At 64.5% G+C, this 10,242-nt stretch carries 12 protein-coding genes; 4 read left to right on the forward strand and 8 right to left on the reverse strand.

Annotated elements, in window-relative coordinates; all coding sequences use genetic code 11:
• Window positions 1–111 precede the first annotated feature (111 nt).
• From WCE35_RS01565 to fliI, 3 genes are all read right to left on the reverse strand, one after another.
• On the reverse strand, window positions 112–657 hold the full coding sequence (locus WCE35_RS01565; protein ID WP_424591585.1) for a sigma-70 family RNA polymerase sigma factor: 546 nt from the start codon (window positions 655–657) through the stop codon (window positions 112–114).
• Between the two features lie 171 nt (window positions 658–828).
• Entirely contained in the window at window positions 829–1,248 is a 420-nt protein-coding gene (gene fliJ, locus WCE35_RS01570) for a flagellar export protein FliJ (protein ID WP_424591586.1), read from the reverse strand.
• Between the two features lie 109 nt (window positions 1,249–1,357).
• Window positions 1,358–2,683: a flagellar protein export ATPase FliI gene (gene fliI / locus WCE35_RS01575; protein ID WP_424591587.1), complete on the reverse strand. Its 1,326-nt coding sequence runs from the start codon at window positions 2,681–2,683 to the stop codon at window positions 1,358–1,360.
• 366 nt (window positions 2,684–3,049) lie between these two features.
• On the opposite strand from fliI, the gene ctrA reads away from it, so the two are divergent.
• On the forward strand, window positions 3,050–3,751 hold the full coding sequence (gene ctrA / locus WCE35_RS01580) for a response regulator transcription factor CtrA (protein WP_424591588.1): 702 nt from the start codon (window positions 3,050–3,052) through the stop codon (window positions 3,749–3,751).
• Window positions 3,752–3,842: 91 nt separating this feature from the next.
• Here ctrA and WCE35_RS01585 read toward each other — a convergent pair whose 3' ends face one another.
• Complete coding sequence (locus WCE35_RS01585) at window positions 3,843–4,001, reverse strand: hypothetical protein (RefSeq protein ID WP_424591589.1); 159 nt, start codon at window positions 3,999–4,001, stop codon at window positions 3,843–3,845.
• A 15-nt stretch (window positions 4,002–4,016) separates the two neighbouring features.
• Between WCE35_RS01585 and WCE35_RS01590 the strand changes: the two genes are divergently transcribed.
• The 3 genes from WCE35_RS01590 to WCE35_RS01600 all read left to right on the forward strand — a co-directional run bounded on the left by WCE35_RS01590 (window position 4,017) and on the right by WCE35_RS01600 (window position 5,659).
• Window positions 4,017–4,157: a hypothetical protein gene (locus WCE35_RS01590; RefSeq protein ID WP_424591590.1), complete on the forward strand. Its 141-nt coding sequence runs from the start codon at window positions 4,017–4,019 to the stop codon at window positions 4,155–4,157.
• 114 nt (window positions 4,158–4,271) lie between these two features.
• Window positions 4,272–4,493, forward strand: coding sequence for a hypothetical protein (locus tag WCE35_RS01595; protein ID WP_424591591.1), 222 nt, complete (start codon window positions 4,272–4,274; stop codon window positions 4,491–4,493).
• A gap of 8 nt (window positions 4,494–4,501) precedes the next feature.
• On the forward strand, window positions 4,502–5,659 hold the full coding sequence (locus WCE35_RS01600; protein WP_424591592.1) for a glutathionylspermidine synthase family protein: 1,158 nt from the start codon (window positions 4,502–4,504) through the stop codon (window positions 5,657–5,659).
• A gap of 164 nt (window positions 5,660–5,823) precedes the next feature.
• Here WCE35_RS01600 and WCE35_RS01605 read toward each other — a convergent pair whose 3' ends face one another.
• From WCE35_RS01605 to WCE35_RS01620, 4 genes are all read right to left on the reverse strand, one after another.
• Complete coding sequence (locus tag WCE35_RS01605; RefSeq protein WP_424591593.1) at window positions 5,824–7,002, reverse strand: protein-glutamate methylesterase/protein-glutamine glutaminase; 1,179 nt, start codon at window positions 7,000–7,002, stop codon at window positions 5,824–5,826.
• A gap of 77 nt (window positions 7,003–7,079) precedes the next feature.
• Window positions 7,080–7,445 carry a response regulator gene (locus tag WCE35_RS01610; RefSeq protein WP_424591594.1) on the reverse strand — a complete coding sequence of 122 codons (366 nt, stop codon included), beginning with the start codon at window positions 7,443–7,445 and terminating at the stop codon, window positions 7,080–7,082.
• A gap of 76 nt (window positions 7,446–7,521) precedes the next feature.
• Window positions 7,522–7,992, reverse strand: a complete 471-nt coding sequence (locus tag WCE35_RS01615) for a chemotaxis protein CheW (protein ID WP_424591595.1) — start codon at window positions 7,990–7,992, stop codon at window positions 7,522–7,524.
• Between the two features lie 13 nt (window positions 7,993–8,005).
• On the reverse strand, window positions 8,006–10,242 hold a 2,237-nt coding region (locus WCE35_RS01620; RefSeq protein ID WP_424591596.1), incomplete at its 5' end, for a hybrid sensor histidine kinase/response regulator.

The following is a 10,242-nucleotide window of genomic DNA, read 5'->3' on the forward strand; positions in this document are numbered from 1 at the left end:
GGCATACTCCGCGGCGAGCGCGATATGGTCGTCGCTATAGGCCATCTAAAGTCCAAGAACTCCCAAAATCCAAGAACTCCTGAAAACCACGGACTCCCAAATTCACGACTCCTAGAGTCCGAGACACTCGCGGATCTCCATCATGCTGCGGCGCAGCCACGTCTTCACCGTATTCACCGGCGTCTGAAATTTCGCGGCCAGCTGCTCGCGGCTCCAGCCGTTGTAGTAGGCCAGCAATACGAGCTTCTGCCGATCCGGCTCCAGACGGCCGACGCATTCCAGCAGCCGCCTCAGCTCTTCGGTCATCTCCCGGCGCGCCAGCGGATCCGGCGAGTCGGCGGCTACTTCCATCGCCGACGGCTCCTCCTCGATCGAGGTCTCGCGGCGCTTGCGCACCACATCGATGGCACGGTTGCGGGCGATCGACGCCATCCACGTGATCGGCGACGACAGGCCGGGATTGAATTGTCCGGCGCTGCTCCAGATCTTGATATAGGACTCCTGGATGACTTCCTCAGCGAGGTCCTGTCGCCGCAAGATACGGAGCACCACGCCAAAGAGTTTCGCGCGCGTGGCAGCGTAAAGGCGCTCGAAAGCGGCCTCATCCCCCTTCGCAACCGCGGCGATGAGCCAGACCAGCTCAGCTGGCGTCAGCATTCGGCGTCCCCAAAAACGGTCCCCCATCGCTTCGTAAACCGGGAGCAGTCCGGCGCAGTGGTACCATACCTTGCGCCGATCGGGTCCACCAAGTGGCCGATCCGTGGACACGACCAAGGAAAAACCCGGGCCTTGCAGCCCGGGTCTTATTTGCGGAGCAACAGGATCTTGTCAGGCGATCGCGCCGAGCCGGGCACGCATCAATCCGATCGAGTCCATATCGGCCTGTTCCCGCGCGCTCTCTTCGGCGCGCTCGCGGGCCTGGTCGCGCTCGTCCAGCAGCTCGACCTTCTTGAGTTCCTCGAAGGCTTCGCTGAGCAGGCTCCTGGCATCTTCAAGCTGGACGCGGAGCTCGTCGGCGGACCGGGTCAGGTTTTCCCGGCGCTGGATCGCCGCCTTGGCGTAGGTCGGGTAGGCGAAATGCGAGGGATCGTTGATACCCGCCCGCTCCTGCTCGGTCTGGATTTCGCGCTCGAGGTCAACCGACATGCGCTGGAAATCGGCGATCATGCCCTCGATTTGGGTAACCCGGCGGCGCTTTTCGTCGACCTGAAATTTCTTCAGGCGGATCAGCGTTTCACGTGACTTCATCGACTCATACTCCCCAGAAGTCCCAATCCGAACGCGGGACAGAGCCGGCTCCGCCAAGGGGCACCGCCGGCATCGTTAACGGTATGCGGCGGATGATGGCCTGACAAAGTTAGCGTTCCGTTTCCAAGGATGTCAGGATCTGCGCTAGTTGGCGGTACCCCTCACCCAGGCTGGCGGTCTCGTCCCTGGCCTGGCGCAAAAAGCCCTCCAGCGGCTCATGCAGCCGGATCGCCTCATCGACCTCCGGGCTGGAACCTGCCCGATAGGCGCCGAGCCGGATCAGCTCCTCCATGTCGGCATAGGTCGCCATCACCTGGCGCGCCTTGGTGAGAACGGGCAAATAGGCCGGATCGGCCGATTTCGGCATGGTGCGGGAGACCGATTTGAGGATGTTGATGGCGGGATACCGCCCGCGCTCGGCAATCGAGCGTTGCATCACGACGTGGCCGTCGAGAATGCCGCGCACCGCGTCGGCAATCGGCTCGTTATGGTCATCGCCATCCACCAGCACCGTGAAGATGCCGGTGATGGTGCCCACGCCGGTCCCCGGCCCCGCCCGCTCCAGCAGTTTTGGCAATTCGGTGAACACGGTTGGCGTGTAGCCCTTGGCGGTAGGCGGCTCGCCGGCCGACAGCCCGATCTCGCGCTGGGCCATTGCAAAGCGCGTCACCGAATCCATCAGGCACAGCACGTCCTTGTCTTCGTCGCGGAAATATTCGGCGATGGCGAGCGTCAGGTAGGCGGCTTGCCGCCGCATCAGCGCCGGCTCGTCGGAAGTCGCCACCACCACCACCGAGCGCGAAAGCCCCTCCTCGCCGAGATCGTCCTGCAGGAATTCCAGCACCTCGCGGCCGCGTTCGCCGACCAGGCCGATGACCGTGATGTCGGCGTCGACGTTGCGCGCCAGCATCGACAGCAGCACCGACTTGCCGACGCCGGAACCGGCGAAAATGCCGAGCCGCTGGCCGCGGCAGCAGGTCAGAAACGTATTCAGCGCGCGCACGCCGAGATCGAGCGGCGCACCGACCCGTTGTCGCGCATGCGCCGGCGGCGGGGAATTGCGATAGGGCATCGGCGACGGACCCTGCGTCAGCGGCCCCTTGCCGTCGATCGGTTCCCCCATCGCGTTGAGAACCCGGCCGAGCCAGGACGGCGAAGGCCGCACCTGGCTCGCGGCATTGGCGATCACCGCCCGGCAGCCGCGCCTGACGCCCTCAAGGCCCGCGAACGGCATCACCACGGCGTTGCTGCCGGAAAAGCCGATGACCTCGGCGGGAATGAAACGGTTGCCGCCGGTGTCGATCACGATGCGGGCGCCGACCGACATCGCATGGACCGGGCCTGCGATCTCGACCATCAGCCCGCGTACGCCGACCACGCGGCCATAAATATTGACGCCGTCGATATCGCCGATCTGTTCCGCGAGCGCCTTCATTGCGAAAACCTTAAGTTTCCACGCTTTTGGCGCCCGGGCTTAACTTCGTGTTTACCCGCATCGTTAATCATTACGTCACTGTCTTTGGTGACTGAGAGCGCTCGTCCATCAGAAGAAGGGCGAGTCAGGGGAGTCGGTTAGTTCCGCCTCTTAATGTGGAGCTTGAGCACGCACGGATAAGAAAAGCTGGTTTATCGCAATATCTTAGCGCGATTCGATAAAAATTGCACGGTTAGAGCTTGCGAACGGGAATCAGATTTTGTTAACCATGTGTCGTCAGGATCCGAATCAGTTGTTCAAAGGCGTTTTGAGTGCCGCAAGTGCGGCCGACCTGACGCCCGGAGCGGCGGACTATAGGGGACTGTCATGCGCGTTTTGCTGATTGAAGATGACAGCGCCGTCGCGCAGTCGATCGAACTGATGCTGAAATCCGAGAGTTTCAACGTCTATACCACGGACCTCGGGGAAGAAGGCGTCGATCTCGGTAAGCTCTACGACTATGACATCATCCTCCTCGACCTCAACCTGCCCGACATGTCCGGCTACGACGTGCTCAAGCAGCTGCGGGTGTCGAAGATCAAGACGCCGATCCTGATCCTTTCCGGTCTCGCCGGCATCGAGGACAAGGTCAAGGGCCTCGGCGTCGGCGCCGACGACTACATGACCAAGCCTTTCCACAAGGACGAACTGGTCGCCCGCATCCATGCGATCGTGCGCCGTTCCAAGGGCCACGCCCAGTCGGTGATCCAGACCGGCGATCTCGTGGTCAATCTCGACACCAAGACCGTCGAGGTCGGCGGCCAGCGCGTGCACCTGACCGGCAAGGAATACCAGATGCTGGAGCTGCTCTCGCTCCGCAAGGGCACCACGCTGACCAAGGAAATGTTCCTCAACCATCTCTATGGCGGCATGGACGAGCCGGAACTGAAGATCATCGACGTCTTCATCTGCAAGCTGCGCAAGAAGCTCGCCAACGCCTCCGAAGGCCGCAATTTCATCGAGACCGTGTGGGGCCGCGGCTACGTGCTGCGTGAGCCGCACGAGCACGAAGACCGCATTCCCGCCTGATCGACCAGTTCTACCGTGAGCCGGGGGCATCCGGCTCGCTCCTCCCGACTGGCCCCGCCGCGAATGGCGGGGTTTTTGTTTGGGGGATACGCTACGCCAGCGGCACCGCGGCAAGCGCGGCGATGATGTCGGCGCCTTTCGGCACGCCCAATCCGGTGCACGCGTTCCAGCCCGGCCCCGCGTCATAGCCGTTGCCGGCGATGCGGTTATTGCTCCGTTCGATTTGGCGGAACGGCCTGCTGGTTGGCATGGAGCGAGGAGCACGGTGACTCGCAGCCGCTGCGCGTCGGCCAGCACCCATGCGGCGTCGGCAACCTCCTCCGGTTCCGGCTCGGGCGGGGTCGCCCGCGGCGGCTTCGGCGCGTTTGCGCATGCGTTCACGTCGCATTTTTCCGGCGGCGGCTAAAACGATGCAGCCACGGCGCGCACGTTGCCGTGAACCGCGCACTTTTGCTTGCCTCGGCGCCTCGAGGTGATGGACAGTTGAGCTTCAGACAGCCAGAAAAGCGGGACGGCAACCATGAAACGCTCGCGCCGGGTCGTGCTGACATTGATGGGAAGCGCGGCGATCGGCGCCGTCTCGATGGGCGTTGCGCCGCGACGGGACTGCGGTCCCGGAAACACGATAGTGCCCGGCCCGGACGGAAAGCCCTACTGCCGCCCGACCTATGGCGGCTTCGGCGGCGCGCCGATCCGATTCCCCGGGCATGGCCATGGCCATCATGCGCATGGCGGCGGCTAGCGCTGTCGATGCAGCGCATCGTCTGCCCTGAGCGCTGCGACTGGCGCGCGACCGCCGAGAGCGCCGGATTCGATTTTCACACCATCGAGGGTGAGCGCTATTGGGACGAGCGCGCTTACTACGCGTTCACGCTGGAAGAGATTGAACGCCGGATCGAACTGCCCACCGGCGAGATCGACGCGATGTGCCTCGAACTTGTCGGTCACGCCGTCGACGATGAAGACACGCTGCGCCGATTGAAGATACCGGAAGCGTTCTGGCCACTGATCTCGGAGAGCTGGCACCGCGACGATGCCAGCCTCTATGGCAGGCTCGACCTCAGCTTCGACGGTCACGGTCCGGCAAAGCTGCTCGAATACAACGCGGATACGCCGACCTCGATTTTCGAGGCGGCGGTGTTCCAGTGGACCTGGCTCGAACAGGCGATCGAGCGCAACATGATCCCGAGACGATCGGACCAGTTCAATTCGATCCACGAGCGCCTGATCGACGCCTGGCAAAAGCTCGGCGCCGGCCGTCACCTTCATCTCGCCGGGATGACGGAAAATACCGAGGATGCCGGCACGCTGGCCTATCTCGAGGACACCGCGTCGCAGGCCGGCCTTGCAACCACGCTGATCGATATCGAAGACATCGGACTGCGTGACGACGGCGCCTTCGTCGACCTCGACGGTCGCGCGATCGAACTCGCGTTCAAGCTCTATCCCTGGGAATGGATGTTTCACGATGCGTTCGGCGCGCGGCTGGCGACGGCGCCAACGCGCTGGATCGAGCCGCCCTGGAAGGCTGTCCTTTCCAACAAGGGCATTCTTCCCCTGTTGTGGCAGATGTTTCCGGATCATCCCAATTTGCTGCCGGCCTATTTCGAGGACGATCCCAATGCCGCAAGGCTCGGCGCCTCCTTTGTGCGCAAGCCGCTGTATTCACGCGAAGGCGCCAACGTCGCGCTGGTCAGCGCGGGCATCACGCTGGTCGAGCAGGATGGCCCGTACGGCGCCGAAGGTTTCATTCGGCAGGCGTTGGCGCCGCTGCCGAATTTTGCCGGTCAATATCCGGTGCTGGGAAGCTGGCTGGTCGATCACACGCCGTGCGGCCTGTCGATCCGCGAGGACGAGAACCCGATCACGGGAAACACGTCGCGGTTCCTGCCGCACGCCATCCTGTAGACGATCTGTTTTGACGCGTTTTCTTCACGCGAACCGGTACCACCCGCTATCCAGGTGCGGGGCAGGCTTTCGCCCAGAAACGATGGATCAACGCGCCGATGCGACCGCCTGCATCGCGCTCGGCATCGTCGTCACGACACCCGCGCGCGCTGCCGGAACCGCATTCAGGCGATAGAACGGTCTCCCGCAAACAAGCGGACCAGTTTCGGCGCGATCTGGTTGAGCGGCAGCACGGCGGCGCAAATGCCGGCGTTCGCGGCCGCGCCCGGCATGCCCCATACCACGCTGGTGGCTTCGTCCTGGGCAATCACGCTTCCGCCGGCGGCGACGATGTCCTTGCCGCCGCGCATGCCGTCCGAACCCATGCCGGTGAGGATCACCGACATGATGCTGCCCTGCCAGACGTCGATCGCCGAGGTGAACAGCGGATCGACCGCGGGCTTGCAGAAGTTCACCGGCGGTCCGTCGTCGAGCGCGATGGCGGCTTCCGCGCCCTGGCGCACGACACGCATGTGGCAGCCGCCTGGCGCGAGATAGATCCGGCCGGCCTTGACGATTTCGCCGTCGACGGCCTCGTGGGCCGGGCGGCGGCTCGAACGCGCCAGATGCTCGGCGAGAATCGTCGTGAAAGTCGGCGGCATATGCTGCGTGATCAGCACGGGAAAGCGGTCGATCACCGGCCCGAGCCCGGTGACCAATGTCATCAGGGCTTGCGGGCCGCCGGTCGACGACCCGATCAGCAGCACACGCGGCGCCTGCATGCCGAGCGCCCGGAGTGTCAGCGGCGGTTGCGCGGCCTGCGGCAACGGCGCGCGGGCCGCGGCCTCATGCGGTTTGCCGACAGTCGGCGCCAAAGGCGAGTTCACCGGCGCAGGCGCGGCGGCGCGGCGAACCTTGGCGCCGAGGTGGCGGATCTTCTCGATCAGATCGCGGCGGAAGGTTTCGGCCGCGGCCGCTTCGCGGGTGCTCTCGGGCTTTGGAATGTAGTCGGATGCACCGAGTGACAGCGCCTTGAAGCTGATCTCCGCGTTGCGGCGGGTCAGCGTCGAAGCCATGATGATGATGAGGTTGCGCTTTTTCGCCAGCAGTCGCGGCAGCGCGGAGATGCCGTCGAGCTCCGGCATTTCGATATCGAGCACGGCGACATCGGGATCGATGCGCTCAAGCTGATTGACGGCATCGAGGCCGGTGCGCAAGGAGGCTGCGACCTCCATGTCCGGCTCGGCTGCGATCCAGCGCGCGATCATTCCGCGGATCACGACGGAATCGTCGACCACCATCACCCGCAGCGGCGCTTGCCGTGTCGAGGTCGGGGCCGGGGAACCTTTCAACGCAATACTCATCACTTCACCAACGGTCCGACGGAACGATTACAGGACTAACGCCGAGGGCCGTTCAGCCGCCGGATTGCGCGCGAAGATCAGATCAGGCCGACTTCCGCGAACTTCGCGGCGACGATGTCCTTGTCGAACGGCTTCATGATGTATTCGTTGGCGCCGGCATGCAGCGCGCGCGCGATGTGTGCGACGTCGTTCTCGGTGGTGCAGAACACCACCTTGGGCGCATCGCCGCCGGGCATGCGACGCAGATTGCCGAGGAATTCGTAGCCGTCCATGACCGGCATGTTCCAGTCGAGCAGCACCGCCTCGGGCAGGCCGCGCCGGCAGACCTCGAGCGCCTTCGCGCCGTCCTCGGCTTCGATGATCTGGAAATCGAGGCCTTCCAGGATACGGCGTGCGACCTTTCGAATGACGCTCGAGTCATCGACGACCAGACAAGTTTTCATTTTCAGCCTCTAATTCCGACCCATCCCGAAAAGGATGTTTCCGTTTGCAATCCAGCGACGCTGGCGCCGTGCCATTTTATGCCGCCTTCAGCTCGGGCGCGATTTCGAGGACGCGATCGACATCGAGGACGACCATGAGCTGGCCGTCGAGTCTGTGGACGCCGCCGGCGAGCTTGGCCATTCGGGGATCGAGGTTGACGGGGTTTTCCTCGCAGCCGTTGTCGGCGAGCTTGAGGACCTCGCCGATCTGGTCGATCAGAAGCCCGTAGGATTCGCCGCGCAGGTCGACGCCGACCGCCATTGGCGGCTTGCCGTCGGCGTTTTTGGGCAGCCCGAGCCGGGCGCGCATGTCGACGATGGTGACGATGCGGCCGCGCAGATTGAGCACGCCGGCGATCTCGCTGGAGGCCAGCGGCACCCGGGTCAGCCGTTCCGGCATGAACACGTCCTGCACCCGCGAGATCGGCAGCCCGAACAATTGCCCGCCGATCACCGCGGTGACGTATTCGGTGACGCTGCCATCGATGGTCTCGGTCTTGCTGGTCATGGTGGTCATTTCCTTATGCCGCCTGCCGGGTATCAGCCTGCCGGGTCTCGGCGGTCTGTTCCTTCAGCGCCGCGATCAGGCCGGGACGGTCGAACTTGGCGACGTAATCGTGGAAGCCGGCCTGCCGGCCGCGCTCGATCGCCGCCGGCGACACCAGCGAGGACAGCCCGATGATCGGAAGCCCGTTGAGATGCTGGTCGGCGCGGATGCTCTCGGCGAACTCGAAGCCGTTCATGTCGGGCATTTCGATGTCGGTCAGCACCACGTCGAAGGCCTGGCCGGAGCGCAGCGCAGTGAGGCCCTCCTGGGCGCCGGCGGCGACCCGCACCCGGTAGCCGGCGGCCTTGAGCACCGGCGCCAGCATGTTGCGGAAGAAGGCGCTGTCATCGACCAGCAGCACCGATTGCGACAGCGCCGAGGGCTTCATTTCCCTGCGGGAGAACCAGTCGGCGAACGCCATCGGCAGGAAGTGGCCGACGTCGATCACCTCGGTGGCCTGGCCCTTGATCACGGCGGAACCGAGAATGCCGGACTCCTGGCCGGCCACCTCGATATGCAGCCGCTCCTCGACGATGTCGATGATCTCGTCGACCACCAGCCCCATCGAGCGGCCGTCATCGGCGAACACCAGGATCGGCTGCGCGCCGGAGCTCTGGACGCTGACCCCGGCCATCTGCACCAGCGGCATCAGCTGCTCGCGGTACTGCACCATGTAGCGGCCGTTGGAGAGCTCGATCTTGTCGACGGCGATCTCCTCCAGGCGGGTGACGAGGCCGAGCGGCACCGCCTTGGGCTGACTGGTGCCGGCGCGGAACACCAACAGCGAGGTCAGCTGCTCGCCACTTCCGGCGTGGGAGGCGGCGTTCTCGTCTGAGATCTCATGGGAGGCCACGCCCGCGGCGCCCAGCGCCTTGGCGATGCCGTTGGGGTCGATGATCATGATCACGGCGCCGTCGCCCAGAATGGTGTTGCCGGAGAACATGTCGATGTGACGCAGTTTGGTCGACATCGGCTTGACCACGATCTCCTCGGTGTGGAACACGCCGTCGACCACGATGCCAAAGGTCTGGCTGCCGACCTGGGTGACCACGATAAAGCCGTTCTCGGGATCGGAGGAGGAGCCGTCGTCGATCCGGAGCAGTTTTTTCAGGTGCATCAGCGGCAGCAGCTTGTTGCGCAGCCGCAACACCGCGGTGTCCTTGATGCGCTCGATGCGGTGCTCGGAATTGGCCCGCGCCCGCACCAGCTCGACCACCGACAATTGCGGGATCGCAAACCGGTCGCCGCCGGCTTCCACGATCAGGGCCGAGACGATGGCCAGGGTCAGCGGGATCTTGATGGTGACCGAGGAGCCCTCGCCGGCCACCGACTTGATGTCGATGGTGCCGCCGATCTGGTCGATATTGGTGCGCACCACGTCCATGCCGACGCCGCGGCCGGAGACCGAGGTGACGGCGGCCGCGGTCGAGAACCCCGGCGCAAAGATGAACTTGTGGATCTGGGCTTCCGTCATCTTCTCAAGCTCGGCCTCGGTGACGAGACCGCTTCCGACCGCCTTGGCCTTGATCTTCTCGGTGTTGAGGCCCCGGCCGTTGTCGGCGATGCAGATGATGATGTGGCCGCCCTCGTGATAGGCCGACAGGCGGATGGTGCCCTGCTCTGGCTTGCCGCAGGCCGCCCGCTCGGCCGGCGTCTCCAGGCCATGGTCGGCGGAGTTGCGCACCATATGGGTGAGCGGGTCCTTGATCAGGTCGAGCACCTGGCGGTCGAGCTCGGTGTCGGCGCCGTGCATCTCCAGCTCGATCTGCTTGCCGAGTTCGCCGGAAAGGTCGCGCACGATCCGCGGCAGCTTCTGCCAGGCATTGCCGATCGGCTGCATCCGCGTCTTCATGACGCCTTCCTGCAGCTCGGCGGTGACGTTGGAGAGCCGCTGCAGCGGCACCTTGAACTCGGTGTCCTCGTTGCGGCGGGAGATTTCCAGAAGCTGGTTGCGGGTCAGGACCAGCTCGGAGACCATGGTCATCAGATGTTCCAGCGTGTCCACATTGACCCGGATCGACTGGTTGGCGACCTTGTCGGCTTCCGCGACGTCGCCATCGGCGGCCTTCCTGGCCGCCGGCTTCGGTTCCCTGGTTGGTTCCTTGTTTTGTTCCTTGTTTTGTTCCCTGGATGACGCCGCAGCCTTGGCAGCGGCGGCTTCCGGCTTCGCCGCCGCCGCGGCGGGCGGTTTTGCCGCGGCCGCCGCCGGCG

This window comes from Bradyrhizobium sp. (genome assembly GCF_049691595.1).
Classification (GTDB): domain Bacteria; phylum Pseudomonadota; class Alphaproteobacteria; order Rhizobiales; family Xanthobacteraceae; genus Bradyrhizobium.

Excerpts from the sequence above, each read along its gene's own strand:
- WCE35_RS01565 (WP_424591585.1), bottom strand. The coding sequence starts at position 657 with ATGCTGACGCCAGCTGAGCTGGTCTGGCTCATCGCCGCGGTTGCGAAG.
- fliJ (WP_424591586.1), bottom strand. The coding sequence starts at position 1,248 with ATGAAGTCACGTGAAACGCTGATCCGCCTGAAGAAATTTCAGGTCGAC.
- fliI (WP_424591587.1), bottom strand. The coding sequence starts at position 2,683 with ATGAAGGCGCTCGCGGAACAGATCGGCGATATCGACGGCGTCAATATT.
- ctrA (WP_424591588.1), top strand. The coding sequence starts at position 3,050 with ATGCGCGTTTTGCTGATTGAAGATGACAGCGCCGTCGCGCAGTCGATC.
- WCE35_RS01585 (WP_424591589.1), bottom strand. The coding sequence starts at position 4,001 with ATGCCAACCAGCAGGCCGTTCCGCCAAATCGAACGGAGCAATAACCGC.
- WCE35_RS01595 (WP_424591591.1), top strand. The coding sequence starts at position 4,272 with ATGAAACGCTCGCGCCGGGTCGTGCTGACATTGATGGGAAGCGCGGCG.
- WCE35_RS01600 (WP_424591592.1), top strand. The coding sequence starts at position 4,502 with ATGCAGCGCATCGTCTGCCCTGAGCGCTGCGACTGGCGCGCGACCGCC.
- WCE35_RS01605 (WP_424591593.1), bottom strand. The coding sequence starts at position 7,002 with ATGAGTATTGCGTTGAAAGGTTCCCCGGCCCCGACCTCGACACGGCAA.
- WCE35_RS01610 (WP_424591594.1), bottom strand. The coding sequence starts at position 7,445 with ATGAAAACTTGTCTGGTCGTCGATGACTCGAGCGTCATTCGAAAGGTC.
- WCE35_RS01615 (WP_424591595.1), bottom strand. The coding sequence starts at position 7,992 with ATGACCAGCAAGACCGAGACCATCGATGGCAGCGTCACCGAATACGTC.